The 15,875-nt window shown below is 27.9% G+C and carries 13 protein-coding genes; 12 read left to right on the top strand and 1 reads right to left on the bottom strand.

Annotated elements, in window-relative coordinates; genetic code table 11:
- Positions 1-283 precede the first annotated feature (283 nt).
- The 3 genes from pyrR to cplR all read left to right on the top strand — a co-directional run bounded on the left by pyrR (position 284) and on the right by cplR (position 4,261).
- Positions 284-817: a bifunctional pyr operon transcriptional regulator/uracil phosphoribosyltransferase PyrR gene (gene pyrR, locus IC174_RS10770; protein ID WP_227432464.1), complete on the top strand. Its 534-nt coding sequence runs from the start codon at positions 284-286 to the stop codon at positions 815-817.
- Positions 818-1,101: 284 nt separating this feature from the next.
- Positions 1,102-2,310, top strand: coding sequence for a uracil-xanthine permease family protein (locus IC174_RS10765; RefSeq protein WP_227432465.1), 1,209 nt, complete (start codon positions 1,102-1,104; stop codon positions 2,308-2,310).
- 292 nt (positions 2,311-2,602) lie between these two features.
- Positions 2,603-4,261, top strand: coding sequence for an ABC-F type ribosomal protection protein CplR (gene cplR, locus IC174_RS10760; protein ID WP_227482883.1), 1,659 nt, complete (start codon positions 2,603-2,605; stop codon positions 4,259-4,261).
- Positions 4,262-4,450: 189 nt separating this feature from the next.
- On the opposite strand, the gene IC174_RS10755 is transcribed toward cplR, so the two are convergent.
- Positions 4,451-6,226, bottom strand: coding sequence for an NFACT family protein (locus IC174_RS10755; RefSeq protein WP_227432466.1), 1,776 nt, complete (start codon positions 6,224-6,226; stop codon positions 4,451-4,453).
- 310 nt (positions 6,227-6,536) lie between these two features.
- Between IC174_RS10755 and ltaE the strand changes: the two genes are divergently transcribed.
- The 9 genes from ltaE to fmt all read left to right on the top strand — a co-directional run bounded on the left by ltaE (position 6,537) and on the right by fmt (position 15,866).
- The gene (ltaE, locus tag IC174_RS10750; protein WP_227482882.1) at positions 6,537-7,571 is read left to right on the top strand and encodes a low-specificity L-threonine aldolase; all 1,035 of its coding nucleotides are present in this window, start codon (positions 6,537-6,539) and stop codon (positions 7,569-7,571) included.
- A gap of 287 nt (positions 7,572-7,858) precedes the next feature.
- On the top strand, positions 7,859-8,689 hold the full coding sequence (gene dapF / locus IC174_RS10745; protein WP_227482881.1) for a diaminopimelate epimerase: 831 nt from the start codon (positions 7,859-7,861) through the stop codon (positions 8,687-8,689).
- A gap of 3 nt (positions 8,690-8,692) precedes the next feature.
- Positions 8,693-9,574, top strand: a complete 882-nt coding sequence (locus IC174_RS10740) for a YicC/YloC family endoribonuclease (RefSeq protein ID WP_227482880.1) — start codon at positions 8,693-8,695, stop codon at positions 9,572-9,574.
- Between the two features lie 29 nt (positions 9,575-9,603).
- A complete protein-coding gene (gene gmk / locus IC174_RS10735; RefSeq protein WP_227432470.1) occupies positions 9,604-10,221 on the top strand; it encodes a guanylate kinase in 618 nt (205 codons plus the stop codon).
- 2 nt (positions 10,222-10,223) lie between these two features.
- On the top strand, positions 10,224-10,490 hold the full coding sequence (gene rpoZ / locus IC174_RS10730) for a DNA-directed RNA polymerase subunit omega (protein WP_227432471.1): 267 nt from the start codon (positions 10,224-10,226) through the stop codon (positions 10,488-10,490).
- A 4-nt stretch (positions 10,491-10,494) separates the two neighbouring features.
- A complete protein-coding gene (gene coaBC / locus IC174_RS10725; RefSeq protein WP_227482879.1) occupies positions 10,495-11,694 on the top strand; it encodes a bifunctional phosphopantothenoylcysteine decarboxylase/phosphopantothenate--cysteine ligase CoaBC in 1,200 nt (399 codons plus the stop codon).
- 280 nt (positions 11,695-11,974) lie between these two features.
- A complete protein-coding gene (priA, locus tag IC174_RS10720; RefSeq protein WP_227482878.1) occupies positions 11,975-14,464 on the top strand; it encodes a primosomal protein N' in 2,490 nt (829 codons plus the stop codon).
- Between the two features lie 17 nt (positions 14,465-14,481).
- The gene (def, locus tag IC174_RS10715; protein WP_227432474.1) at positions 14,482-14,922 is read left to right on the top strand and encodes a peptide deformylase; all 441 of its coding nucleotides are present in this window, start codon (positions 14,482-14,484) and stop codon (positions 14,920-14,922) included.
- Positions 14,923-14,936: 14 nt separating this feature from the next.
- Complete coding sequence (gene fmt, locus IC174_RS10710; RefSeq protein WP_227432475.1) at positions 14,937-15,866, top strand: methionyl-tRNA formyltransferase; 930 nt, start codon at positions 14,937-14,939, stop codon at positions 15,864-15,866.
- Positions 15,867-15,875: the final 9 nt, after the last annotated feature.

Here is a 15,875-nt window from a genome sequence, read left to right as displayed (position 1 = left end):
TATTAAAGTATTTTGATTAAAAAAGCTTGAAAAATTTGAAATATAAATATATAATTTGAGTTAATGGAGTATAAAAATTATCTTTAAACGATACAGAGATATCGTAAGACAATTGCTGAATTAGACTATATATTTTTTTATATAAAAGCTTCTTGTCTTGTGATGAGAAGTTTTTTGTTGTTTAAATTGAAAATTTTAATAAAGTGGTTCTATAAAAATTTAAGAGAGAGGAGTAGATTTGTCAAAATAAAAGAGAATATATTTTTTTGACAATAGTTATGATATGGTAGAAAAAGCTCAATTAATGGATGAAAAGGCTATAGCAAGAGCAATTACTAGGATAAGTCATGAGATAATTGAAAGAAATAAAGGTGTAGAAAACCTAGTCTTAGTTGGAATAAAGACTAGAGGTGTACCAATCGCAAATAGAATATCTAAAAAAATAGAACAAATAGAAGGAACAAAAGTAGATACTGGTGATATTGATATAACACTTTATAGAGATGACTTAGAAAAAATTAATGTTGAACCAGTAGTCAAAGGAACATATCTAGATTTTAATGTAGATGATAAAACAGTAGTTTTAGTTGATGATGTGTTATATACAGGAAGAACTGTAAGAGCAGCACTTGATGCTATTATTGATATAGGAAGACCTAAATCAATACAATTAGCAGTATTAGTGGACAGAGGACATAGAGAATTGCCTATAAGAGCAGATTATGTAGGAAAAAATGTCCCTACTTCAAGACATGAAATTATATCTGTTAGTTTATTAGAAATTGATGGAGAAGATTCAGTTACAATCAAAGAATAGTGGTTTTTTAATATTATATAAAAGCTCAGCATTGTATAGTCATGGAGGAGGATAAAGCTTACATATATTGCACAAAATAAATAATACAAGTTTATTAATGTGTATATTAATGTAGTCTCTATTCTCCTTTATTTTGGTTTTCAATGTCGTAAAATGTAAAAAAATGATAGTTTGTACAGTAAGTATATAGAGATTAAAAAATAGAATCTAGGGAATTATAATTAATTAAAAGATATTAATTGAACAAAGGATTTATTCATATATAATAATTTTTGGAGGTTTTTATGAAAAAAACGATAATGTCTTTACAACATTTATTGGCCATGTTTGGAGCGACAGTATTAGTTCCCATTTTAACAGGCTTTAATCCATCAGTTGCAATTTTTTGCGCTGGTGTTGGTACATTGATATTTCATTTTTGTACAGAAGGAAAAGTACCTGCATTTTTAGGTTCAAGTTTTGCTTTTATTCCTGTTATACTAGCAGCTAAAGAAGCTTATGGAGGAGATTTGGCATATGCTCAGGGTGGTATAATAGTAGCAGGATTAATTTATATTATAATGTCAATTATAGTAAAATTAGTTGGGGTGGATAAAATTAAGTTATATTTTCCAGCACAAGTTACAGGAGCTATGATAGCAGTTATAGGTTTGAATTTATTACCAACAGCTTTTAATATGGCTTCAGCTAATTTTATAATAGCTTTTTTGACTTTAGCAATAGCAATTTTGACTAATAAGTTTGGTAGAGGATTTATAAAACAATTAGGTATATTAATAGCTGTTTTTTCTGGATATATAATATGTTTGGTACTAGGATTAGTAGACATAACTACAATTACAGAAGCAAGTTTACTTGCTATACCTGACTTTACAATTCCTAAATTTAGCTTAGGAGCAATTGTGATTATATCTCCAGTTGTTTTAGCTGTATTTATGGAGCATATAGGAGATATGACTACTAATGGTGCTGTTGTAGGAAAAAACTTTATAGAGAATCCAGGATTAAACAGAACATTACTTGGTGATGGATTTGCAACTATAGTAGCAGGATGCTTAGGTGGACCAGCTAACACTACTTATGGGGAAAACACAGCAGTACTGGCGATAACTAAAAACTATGACCCTTCAATACTTAGACGTACAGCAGTATTTGCTATATTGCTTGCATGTGTAGGAAAGTTTGGAGGATTTCTTCAAAGTATACCAGGTTCAGTTATGGGTGGAATCAGTATAATGTTATTTTCAATGATAACTTATGTTGGATTAAAAACTATAAAAGATAGTTCTTGTGTAGAAAGTAAAGTAAATATATTGATAATAGCAGTTATATTATTGATAGGTCTTGGAACAACTTACTTATCTAATAAAGGGATTTCTATAGGAATTCCTATAACAAGTACTGTAAAGATAACTGGTCTTAGTTTGGCTGCGATTGTAGGTATTGTACTAAATAGAATATTGAATAATCAAGATTTTAAAGTTGAAAAATAATAATTAATTAAGTATATATTATTTTAAATTATCAATTTTTTATAGACATTGGCAATCAATGTTGATATAATGATTAAAAATAAATAAAAGAAAGGGTAAGGTAACTGGGAAGATGAGAATATAATCTATTTTTTATAATTTAAAGTATTGTAAATTTTGAAAAGCCTATATTGGTGGCTTTATTTATAATGCTTAAATTAAGGAGAGTAGATTATAGTCTATACGTTTAGTTATTGTGCCTATTTATGTAAATCTCTCCTTATATTTAAGTATACCAGGGAGGGATTTTTTTATGATGTTAATAAAAGTAGAAAATTTAAAAAAATATTATGCTGATAAATTAATTTTGGATATAGATAAACTTGAAATATTAGAGAATGAGAGAATAGGTTTAGTGGGTTCAAATGGTCAGGGAAAAACAACTTTATTAAAAGCAATATTGGGTGAAATAGAAATTGATGAAGGTTGTGTTTATCTTACAGATAGCTATTCATATATAAGTCAGAGTGAAAATAATATTGAAAAATGTAATGATAGTAAAGAAAAAAGTCTATTAAATGCGCCAGATAAATTTGAAGATTATTTATCTGGAGGAGAAAAAGTTAAGCTAAAGATAGCAGATGCACTGAATAATAAGAAAAATATAATAATAGCAGATGAACCAACTTCAAATTTAGATAAAAAGAGTATAGATATTTTGGAAAATATGTTTAAGAGACATAAAGGAGCATTATTATTAATATCTCATGACAGACGTTTTTTAGATGAATTATGTACAACTATATTGGAATTGGAAGGTGGCAAATTAAAAGTTTATAAAGGTAATTACACTGATTATTTAGAACAAAAGGATGCGGATACAAAAAGATCTGACTTTGAATATCATGAATATATAAATGAGAAAAAAAGATTGGAGAAAGCTCTTTTAGGCAAAAAAGCTTTAAGTGATGGTATAAGGAAGACTCCAAAACGAATGGGGAATTCAGAAGCTAGACTCCATAAAATGGGTGGTCAAACAAATAAGAAAAAAATAGATTCAAGTGTAAAAGCATTAAAAAGTAGAATTGAGAAATTGGAAGTAAAGGATAAGCCTAAAGTTTGTACAGATATGAATATTAAAATACAGGATGGTATGGAAATAATCAGCAAAAACTTAGTGGAATTAAAGGATTTAAGTTTAAATGTAGAAAATAAACTTTTATTGGATAATATCTCTTTCAAGGTAAAAAGAGGTAAGAAAATAGCTTTATTAGGCGATAATGGATGTGGAAAAAGTACTCTGATAAAAGAAATACTTAGTAATAAAAATGATTGTATAAGGATAAATAACAAAGTAAAGATAGGTTATTTTGACCAAAATCAAGATTTATTAGATGAGGAAAAGAGTATTTTGTACAATATCAAAGCAAATAGTTCATTTGCTGAGTCTTTTATAAGAATAAATTTAAATTTATTTGGATTTAAAGGTGATACTGTTTATAAAAAAGTTAAAGTTCTTAGTGGGGGTGAAAAAGTAAAGATAGCTCTATGCAAAATAATACTAGAAGATAATAATTTTTTAGTTCTTGATGAGCCAACTAATTACTTGGATATAAAATCTATGGAAGCATTGGAAAAAGCATTGATAAATACTGATAAAACTATGCTTATAGTATCTCATGATAGAGTATTTATATCTCATATTTGTGACTATTTTTTAGAAATAAAAGATAAGAATATAAAGGAGTTTGATTGTAACTATAGTGATTATATCATTAGTAGAAATAAAAAAACTTCTAGTAGAGAAAGTAAAGTTAAACAAGAAAATCTTTTAGTATTAGAAAATAGACTTACAAACATTATATCTATGCTGTCAATAGAAAAAGATAATGCAAAAAAAGAGTGTTATGAATTAGAATATAATGAGCTATTAGAAAAAATTAGACGTATAAAAAATAATGCTCAAAATTAAACTAATCGTTGTTTTTTTATAAAAATAGAAATTAATCAATTTAAATATAAGTATTGATTATTAAAAAACTAAAAATAAACAAATTTAAAAGTGGCATTCTTATACAATAAGAATGCCACTACTTTTAGTTAATATGATAAATATATTATTATTTACCAGTCAGAAATTTTTATATCTATGAGATATATTTTATTCGGATTTAATTTTAAGCTTAGCTACCATTTCTTCTTCAGGAGTAACATAAATAGTACTATTAGTTTCATAGATAACCATGCCAGGTTTAGAACCACTAGGTTTCTTTACATTTTTTTTCTTTGTGTAGTCCACAGGTACTTGAGAAGAAATCTTTGATTTGCTAAAGAATGCAGCTAACATAGCTCCTTCAAATATAGTATTATCAGTAATTTCTTTACCAGCACATTTTATTATTACATGAGAACCTGGAATATTTTTTGTATGCATCCATAAGTCATCATTATCAGCAAGTCTTAATGTAAGATAATCATTTTGTTTGTTATTTTTTCCAACCAAGATTTTAAATCCATCAGAAGAAATAAATTCATGAGGTTTTGTAGAAGGAATAGTGTCTTTTTTACTACTTTTCTTTTGGGCTTTGATATATCCAACTTTACCAAGTTCTTCTTTTATATCTTGTAATTCAGCCAAATTTTCACAGTTTTCAATACTCAAAATTATGTTTTCTAAGTAATCTATTTCTTCTTTGTTTAATGAAATTTGGTGAGATATTTCAACTTTGGCATGTTTCATTTTAGTATACTTTTTAAAATATTTTTGAGCGTTTTCAGATGGAGTCAAATTTTTATTTAATTCTATTGTTACATTTTTACACTCTTCATCATAGAAGTTGGCAACATCAACACTTTCCATCCCTTTTTCTACCATATATATATAAGATGTAATTAGTTCACCCTTTACTTTATAAATATCTGCATTTTCAGACTCTAATAATTCTTCTTCTTGTTTTCTAAGTTTGTTATAAAGTCTATCCAGTTTAACAGATATGCTTTTCTTTAAGTCAGATGAACGTTGATTGATTCTATCTTTAATATCTTTAGTTCTGTAGAAATCCTCTAGTATATTAGAGATGCTTTCTTTATTGATATATGATAAATCATTAAACAATGTAAGATTGACACAACTGAAATCAACGACTTTATCTAATTTTTTATCTATAACAATACAAGGTGAAAACTTATTAGAATTTATATCATTAAATAAACTACAAAATTCTTTGTATAAAGAATCAAACTGTTGACTAGATATATCTTTGCTAATAGCGTTTTGATTTACATCTGCTCTATAACAAATTTCTTTGGCGATAGTAGGGCTTATACCTAAAAATTTAGAATATATAGACTTAAAAATAGGTCCATCAAATTCATTTAGATTGTTAATAAACGAATCTTTAGATATATTATCAAGAGGGTTAAGTTTATCTTGCTTTGGTGGCAATGAGTAACTATGTCCAGGTAAAACCTGACGAACTCTACTTATACTAAAAGGCACTCTTTTTATAGAATCTATAATTTTATCATCTTCATTATGAGTTACTATTATATTACTATGTCTTCCCATAATTTCAATTATAATATTTTTGATTGTCTTTTCTTTTAATTCATCTAAAGATTCAACACTGATTTTTATTATTCTTTCAAAACCAATTTGAGAAATTTCTATAATATTTCCACCTTGTATATATTTTCGAAGCAACATACAAAACATAGGCGCCTTTAGCGGATTTTCTTTTTTATAATTGCTTGTTAAATAAACCCTAGGATTTGAAGCACTTGCACTTAAAACCAATCTAAAATTTTCTTTGTTGTTTCTTATATTAAAAATTACTTCATCATCTTCAGGTTGATGAATCTTATCTATTTTTCCACCTGTAAGCTTTGATGATAATTCATCTACTATTGAATGTATAACTAATCCATCTAATGCCATGTATAGCACCCCTTTCTTTGACCAAAATAAGTCAGTAAATTAATTATACACATAATATATGCTCTATGACTAGGGGGAATTTAAACAACATGGATTAATGTGTAAATTTTATAATTATTTATACTTACAGGATATACTCACAAGAGAATAGGAAGTATATTTTTAAATTAATAATTTAAATTTGCTTAAATATAAAACAAATGTAGTATAATTAGTGTGTAAAGAATAACTTATAAAAGTATATAAACTTTACAAAGCTAAATAAATATTAAAGCTGTATAGTATATGAATATGAAAGAAGGTTGAAAAAATGAAATTTATTGATTTAAGAAGTGATACTGTTACTATGCCTACTGATGAAATGAGAGAAGCCATGGCAAAGGCTCCTGTTGGAGATTCAATCTTTAGAGATGACCCTACTGTAAATAAACTTGAAGAATTAGCAGCAGCTAAAGTTGGAAAAGAAGATGCTATTTTCCTTCCAAGTGGAACTTTTGGAAATCAGTTAGCTTTGTTTACTCACTGCCTAAGAGGTCAAGAAATCATTATTGGTAAAGGGTATCATATTGTGACTCATGAAGTTGGAGCACCTGCTGTAATAGCTGGAGTTCAACTTAGAACTATAGATGAAGATGAAAGTGGAGCTCTTAATCCTGAGCTTGTTGAGAAGGCAATTAGGAGAGATGATATACATGAACCACAAACAGGTCTTATATGTGTAGAAAATGCATATTCAGGTGGAACTGTTGTAAGCCTTGACAATTTAAAAGAAATTAAAAAAATAGCTGAAAAACACAATTTACCAGTGCATTTAGATGGAGCGAGATTATTCAATGCAGCATTAACTTTAGGTGTAGAAGCTAAAGAAATTGTACAATGTTGTGACAGTGTTATGTTCTGTGTATCAAAAGGTTTAGCTGCACCAATGGGTTCTATTCTTGCTGGAAGTAAAGAATTTATAGCAAAAGCTAGAAGAAAGCAAAAAGTTATGGGTGGAGGCATGAGACAAGTTGGTATAGTTGCAGCAGCTGGTATAATTGCCATTGAAAAAATGACACTGAGATTAAATGAGGACCATGATAATGCAAAATATTTAGCTTGTGAGTTGGATAAAATTGAAGGAATTGAAGTAAATAACACTAGTCCAGACCTGAGTATGGTATTCTTTAAAATGAGTGAAGATGTAATAAAAGAAGATGTTTTAATAAAAGAGTTTTTTGAAAGAAATATAAAAATCAATAAAATGGAAAATGGGGAGTATAGATTTGTAACTCATGTAGATATTACTAGAGAAGATTTAGATTATGTTTTAAAAACACTTAAAGAATTAATAGGTGTATGCTAATTAGGTATGTTCAAAAAACTAAATAGAAGATGCTAAATATTTTATTTAAAAAATTCATATACAGTTTAAATAAACTATACATAAAATTCATATAGAAATATTATTATATAAACATAGAAAGAACTAGCTTAAAAACATAATATAATTACCCTAATTGTAATGGCAACTCTCCCTCACATCCTCAAATTATAGTTGTCATTACAAAACTTTTCCCATAAATTATAAGTTTATGGGAATTTTTTTATGTTATAATAGTTTAAGTGTTAATTTACAAAGGAGCGATACTTATGAAATTTTGGAAACTACATGGAATAGGCAATGATTTTATTGCAATAGATGGAAGATTTGACCAAATAGATTCATCAAATTATACTGTTTTAGCAAAAAAAGTATGCCATAGAAGATTTTCTGTAGGTGCGGATGGGTTACTAGTTGTAAAAAATTCAGAAATTGCAGATGTAGAAATGGTGTATTATAATTCTGATGGTTCAAGAGCAGCTATGTGTGGAAATGGACTTAGATGTTTTTGTAAGTTTGTTTATGATAATGGCATAGTTAAAAAAGAAAACTTTACAGTAGATACACTAGATGGTGTAAAAAATATAAAAATAAACACTATAAATGGAGAAATAAATACTATAAAAGTTAATATGGGAAAAGGAAGTTTTTTAGCTAAAGATGTTCCTGTGTTAACTGACGAAGAACGTTTTGTACAAGAAAATATAAAAGTTTTAGATAAAGAGTTTAAGATTACATCTATGTTGATGGGGGTTCCTCACACTGTGGTTATAGTGGATGAATTAAATGTAGATGAAGTTTGTAAATATGGAAAAGAGATTGAAAATAATAAAATATTTCCGAAAAAAACGAATGTAAATTTTGTAAAAGTAGAAGATAAGTATAATATACATGTCTATACTTGGGAAAGAGGTTGTGGATATACTTTAGGATGTGGAACAGGTATGACTGCATCAGCAATAGTATGTAATTTACTTGATATGGTAGAAAATAGTGTAAATGTGACTTCTCAAGGTGGAACAGTACGAATAGATATAGGAGAGTTTTCTTATATGACAGGTCCAGCAGTAAAAATATGTGAAGGTGTTTTGGAGGTTTAGGTAATGGCTATAAGTATGACTGGTTTTGGAAGAGGAGAATACAAAGACGACAACTATTATTTTTTAGTAGAATGTAAAACAATAAATCATAAATATTCAGATATAAATATACGTCTTCCAAGAAAAATTTCATTTTTAGAGGATAAAGTTAGAAATTTAGTAAAAAACTATGTAAAAAGAGGAAGAGTTGATTTATACATAAAATTTGACTTATTAGGCAAAGAAGATGTAAACTTAAATTTTGATGAAGGATTAGCATCTCAATATATAGATATCTTAAAGGAAATAAAAGACAAATTTGATATTATAGATGATATTAGTGTTATGAATGTTGCAAGATTTCCTGATATTATAAAAATAGAAGAAAAAGATGAAGATGAAGATTTACTATGGTCGATGTTAAATCAAGCTGTAGAAGATGCAATGATAAAACTAAGAGAAATGAGAAGTGAAGAAGGTAAAAAACTAGCTGAAGATATTACCATGAGATGTGACCTATTAAAAAATCATATAGAAGAAATTGAAAAATATTCAAGTAGTGTTGTAGAAGACTATAGAGAAAAACTAAATTCAAGAATAAGTGAAATGCTAGAAGACCCAAGTATAATAGATGAAAATAGGTTAGCACAAGAAGTTGCAATATATGCAGATAAAAGTAGCATAACAGAAGAGATAGTTAGGTTTAAAAGTCATATTGGTCAGCTTAAAAAAACTATATTTAAAGACGATTCTATAGGTAGAAAAATTGATTTCTTAATACAGGAGATGAACAGAGAAACTAATACAATAGGTTCAAAATCATCTGATATAAATATAACTAATTTAGTAGTAGAAGTGAAAAGTGAGTTAGAAAAAATAAGAGAACAAATACAAAACATAGAGTAAGAATACAATATTAGAAGGGGAATATTTAAATGTTTACAAAAAAAGGATTATTGCTAGTTGTATCAGGTCCATCAGGTGCAGGAAAAGGTACTATTTGCAAAGAATTACTTAGAGAGAATGATACAATAAAACTTTCTGTATCAGCTACTACAAGAAAACCAAGAGCAGGAGAAGTTGATGGAGTAAATTATTTCTTCATAAGTAAAGAAAAGTTTGAAGATATGATAGGAAAAGGTGAGTTTTTGGAGTATGCTCAAATTTATGATAATTTTTATGGAACTCCAAAAGCAGCAATAATGGAATGTTTAGAAAAAGGACAGGATGTGCTACTAGAAATTGAAATGCAAGGAGCAAAACAAATAAAAGAGGTTTGTCCAGAAGGAGTATTTATATTTGTATTACCTCCATCACTTGAAGAGTTAAAAAATAGAATTGTTGGAAGAGGTACAGAGACAGAAGAAGAAATAGAAAAGAGATTTAGTTGTGCATATGAAGAAATAAAAATGATTAAGGATTATGATTATTTTATATTTAATGAAGATGTGAAAACATCTGCTAAAGAAATAGAAGGTATAATATCATCTGAAAAGAATAAAGTTAGCAGATATAAAAATATTATAATAGAGAAATTTAAGGAGGAATTATAATTATGTTAAAACCATCTATCAATGAGGTACTAGAAAAAATAGACAACAGATATTACTTAGTAGGGACTGTTTCAAAGAGAGCAAGAAAGTTAATTGATGGAGACGAACCATATGTTCCAAACAAAGCTAAGGAAAAACCTGTATGTGTAGCTACTAAGGAAGTTGCAAGTGGAAAAATAACATATAGATTATTGACAGAAGAAGAAATAGAGATAGAAGAAGCTAGACACTACGCTGAGCAACATCAACAAATTTCAGAAGAGGAGTAAGGTCATGCTAAAAAATAAGACTGTTGTAATTGGCATAAGCGGCGGAATAGCTGCATACAAGGCTTGTGATGTTGTAAGTAAATTAAAAAAATTAAATGCAAATATCCATGTTATAATGACAAAATCAGCAACAGAATTTGTTAGACCACTTACACTTCAATCACTAAGTCAAAATTATGTAGTAGAAGATATGTTTGAAGAACCAAAATCTTGGGAAGTTGAACATATATCATTAGCAAAAAAGGCAGATTTGTTTCTAATAGTACCAGCAAGTGCAAATGTTATAGGAAAAATTGCAAATGGTATAGCTGATGATATGCTAACAACTACTGTTATGGCAACAAAAGCACAAGTTTTAATAGCACCAGCTATGAATACTAATATGTATGAAAATCCAATTGTCCAAAAAAATATAAAAACTTTAGAGGAATTTGGATATAAATTTATAGAACCAGAAAGTGGAAGACTTGCATGTGGAGATATTGGAGCAGGAAAACTAGCTAAATCAGATTTAATAGTAGAGGCAGTTTTAGCCAATCTTACGAAAGAGCAAGATTTGAAAGGTCAAAGTATAATAGTTACAGCTGGACCAACTGTAGAAAGTATAGACCCAGTAAGATATTTAACTAATAGGTCTTCTGGTAAAATGGGATATTCTATAGCTAAAGAGGCTATATCTAGAGGTGCTGATGTAACATTAATATCAGGTCCTACAAATCTCTCTATTCCACAAAACCTTAAAAAATTTGTACAAATAGAATCAGCACAAGATTTGTATGAGGCAGTAGTATCAAATTTAAAAGAAAATAAAATAGTAATTCAAAGTGCAGCAGTTGCAGATTATAAGCCAAAAACTTATTCTGACAAAAAAATTAAAAAGAATAATGATGATTTATCAATAGAATTAAGTAGGAATTATGACATTGCTTATGAAATAGGAAAAATAAAGGAAGATAGGATATTAGTTGGATTTGCTGCTGAAACTAATGACTTAATAGAACATGCCAAAGGAAAAATTGAAAAGAAAAATTTAGATTTTATTGTGGCAAATGATTTAACTAAAGAGGGAGCTGGTTTTAGAACTGATACTAATATTGTAAAAATAATAGATACAGAAGGAAATATTACTGAGTACCCTAAAATGAAAAAGGAAGAATTAGCTAATGTTATATTAAATAAGATTAAAGTGTTACTTGAGAAATAAGAACTTTTTTAAATATGATATTTGTGTATTTTATCACAGCTAAAGTGGCTGAAAGCTGCAATTTACTTTTAGCGAGTAAAAACTCGCAAATGTCAGTTAAATTGTGGTTTTCAGCATTTATTTTGCTGTAAAGTATAAAATATGATTAATAGTTAATTATTAAGATATATCTAATATTAGTAATAACTTGAAACTTTTTAGATATGCTGAGATTTTTTTGATATATTATGAAATGTGTTAAAATATGCGCAGTAGATTAATTTTAAGTAGGAGTTTTACAATGAAAAAATATGCAAAGGTAATAGTTAGAAGCAATACTATATACACAGACAATTTATTTACATATCAAATTCCTGTATTTTTAGAGGAAGTTATAAGTGTTGGGCATAGAATATTAGTGCCATTTGGAAGAGGTAATAAACCAACAGAAGCCTTTGTATTTCAACTTACAAATAATTTAGATGAAAAAATAAAGACTAAAGAAATCATAGATATATTAGATGAAAATCCAATATTTAGAGAAGAAGATTTAGAGTTGGTTTACTGGATGAAAAATAGATATTTGTGTACTTATATAGAGTGTATAAATTTGATATATCCAAAAGGATATAAACTAAATAATTACAAAGTAGTTTTACTAGGTGAAAAGCTAAATGGATTAAGTGAGACTGAATTATATGAAAAGATATCAAAGCTGAGTGATAAAAATAGAGAGATAGTAGAAAAAGTAGTTGGTAGTAAAGGAAAAATTAAGGTTGATAAGTTAAAATATATAGCGAATCTAAATAATTATCTATATACAATGAATAAAAATGGAATTATAAAATTATGTTGGGAATACAAAAATCATAAAAATGAGAAGAAAGTATGCTATGTATCTTTGAGTTTAGAAAATGATAAAATTGATGATTATATAGAACAAAATAAAATAAGCATAGGAAGCAAGCAAAAAGAGATATTAAATTTTCTTAAAAATAATGAAAATGTAGAGATAAATGATTTATTGGATTTATTAAATGCTTCAAAGCAGAGTATAAACTCTTTGAGTAAGAAAGAGTTAATAACTTTAGAATTTAAAGATTATTATAGAGAGCCAAAAAGTATTTACAAATCTATATCAAAAAGTATAAAATTAAACAATGAGCAACAACAAGCGGTTGATGAGATAAATTCAAGTATGTTTATAGATGATAAAAAGCCATATTTAATTCATGGTATAACTGGAAGTGGAAAGACTGAAGTTTATATGGAAATAATAGAATTTGCATTAAGCCAAGGTTTAGATAGTATATTTTTGGTTCCTGAGATAGCATTAACTCCCCAAACGATAGATAGATTAAAGAGTAGGTTTGGCGATTTAGTTGGAGTGTTTCACAGTAAACTATCTGAAGGAGAAAAACACGACGTTTATAAAGCTGTTAAAGCTGGCAAGATAAGAGTTTTAATTGGTGCTAGGTCAGCACTATTTGCTCCTTTTAATTCTTTAGGATTGATAATAATTGATGAATTTCATGAGTCATCATATAAGTCTGAAAAAAATCCTAAGTTTAATGCTATAGAAGTAGCTAGATTTATGACATTAAAAAATAATCTAACTCTTATTTTAGGTTCAGCGACACCTTCAATTGAAGAGTATTATAGAGCAAAAACTGGTGAATATAAACTTATAAATATAAAAAATAGAGCAAACAATAAACCACTTCCAAATATTGAAGTTGTAGATATGAAAGATGAATTAGATATAGGTAATAGAAGTATATTTAGTTTAAAACTTCAAAGAGAAATTAGTTGTGCGATTGAAGAAAATAGTCAGGTAATACTATTTTTAAATAGAAGAGGTTATGCAAATTTTGTATCATGTAGAAAGTGTGGCTATGTGTTTCAATGTGAAAATTGCGATATATCTTTGACATATCATAAAAAAAGTAATATTGGAAGATGCCATTATTGTGGATATGAAAGAGAAATTCCAAAAGAATGCCCAGAATGTGGAAGTAATTATGTTAAGCCATTTGGAGTAGGAACTCAAAAAATTGAGGAAGAGTTAAAATGTATTTTTCCAAATATAAAAACTTTGAGAATGGATAAAGATACAACATCAAAAAAGGGTTCATTAGAGGAAATACTAAATAAGTTCAAAGATAAAGAAGCAGATGTATTGATAGGAACGCAGATGTTAAGTAAAGGATTGGATTTTGATAATGTAACTTTAGTAGGTATTTTGTCAGCAGACATGATACTAAATTTTCCTGATTTTAAAAGTTTTGAAACAACCTTTCAGTTGATAACTCAAGTTTCTGGAAGGGCAGGAAGAGCAGACAAAGAAGGTAAAGTAGTACTTCAAACATATGATACTGAGCATTATGCTATTAAGCATGCCATAGAGTATAATTATGAAGGTTTTTATGAAGATGAGATAAAGATAAGAAAGGCATTTGGATATTCTCCTTTTAATAACATGTTAAGTGTAGTTGTTAGTGGTGAAGATGAAAGATTAGTTATAAAAAATATAAAAAATATGCATGCATCTTTGATTTATTTATTAGAAAAAAGGGGTATAAACGACTTAGGGTTTATATTAGGACCCAATCCATGCTCAATATCAAAAATAAATCAAAATTATAGATGGCAAATACTCTTTAAAGATGAAAATATTGAAATTAATCTCTTAAAGGGTATAATAAAATATATATGTATAACAAAACGAGATTTGATATTTAATAAGAATATTAATGTATCTATAGATATTAATCCAAATAGTGTATTATAAATTTAGGAGGAAGTGTAATGGCTTTAAGACAAATAGTTCAAATAGGAGAACCAGTACTAAGAAAGAAATCAAAAAAAGTTGAAAAAATTGATGCAAAAATAATACAATTGTTAGACGATATGGCAGAAACTATGTATGATGCAGATGGTGTTGGACTAGCTGCACCTCAAGTTGGAATTTTAAAAAGAGTTGTAGTAATTGATATTGGAGAAGAACTTATAGAACTTATAAACCCAGAAATAATAGAAACATCTGGAGAACAAATAGATGATGAAGGTTGTTTAAGTGTTGTTGGAGAATCTGGAGAGGTTAAAAGACCAAACTATGTAAAAGTTAGAGCTTTAAATAGAAATGGAGAAACAATAGAGCTAGAAGGGGAAGAACTTTTAGCTAGAGCGTTTTGTCATGAAATAGACCATCTAGAGGGAATACTGTTTGTTGATAAAATAGAAAAATAGTAGGGGTTGATTTGATGAAAATAGTATTTATGGGAACTCCTGATATAGCAGTTCCTTGTTTACAAAAAATAATAGATGAAAAGTATGAAATACTAGGAGTTGTAACTCAGCCAGATAAACCAAAAGGAAGAGGTAAAAAACTTGGCATGAGTCCAGTAAAAGAACTTGCAATTGAAAATAATATACCTGTATATCAACCAATTAAAGCTAGAGACAAAGATTTTATAGATACAATGAAATCTTTAAAGCCAGATGTAATGGTAGTTGTAGCTTTTGGGCAAATACTTCCAAAAGAAATATTAGAAATTCCTAAGTTTGGATGTATAAATGTCCATGTTTCTTTACTTCCAAAATATAGAGGTGCGGCGCCTATAAATTGGGTAATAATCAATGGCGAAGAAAAAACTGGTGTTACAACTATGTATATGGATGAAGGGTTAGACACTGGAGATATGATATTAAAGACAGAAGTAAATCTTGATGAAAATATAACAGCAGGAGAACTTCATGATAAAATGATGAATATAGGAGCAGAAACTTTAAAAGAAACATTAAAGTTGATAGAAGCAGGAACTGCTCCAAGAGAAGTACAAAATCATGAGGAATTTTCTTATGCACCAATAATGAATAAATCACTAGGTAATATAGACTTTTCAAAAAATGCTAAGGAAATACACAATCTAGTTAGAGGTGTAAATCCATGGCCAAGTGCTTATACTACTTATAATGGTGTAACGATGAAAATCTGGAAAACTAAAGTATTAGAGGAAGAAAGTAACAAAGAAGCAGGTACAATAATTGAGGTAAATAAAGATGGCATAAAAGTAAGTACTAAAGATAAGGTACTTTTAATTGAAGAAATTCAGATGCCAAATAAAAAGAGAATGCTAGTTGGAGAATATATAAAAGGAAATACTATAGAAATTGGTGTAGTATTGAGTTAGGTGAAAAGT

The organism is Clostridioides sp. ES-S-0001-03, from assembly GCF_020676075.1.
Classification (GTDB): domain Bacteria; phylum Bacillota; class Clostridia; order Peptostreptococcales; family Peptostreptococcaceae; genus Clostridioides.
The sequence above is the reverse complement of the archived record's forward strand: the minus strand, read 5'-3'. Positions and strand labels throughout refer to the sequence as shown.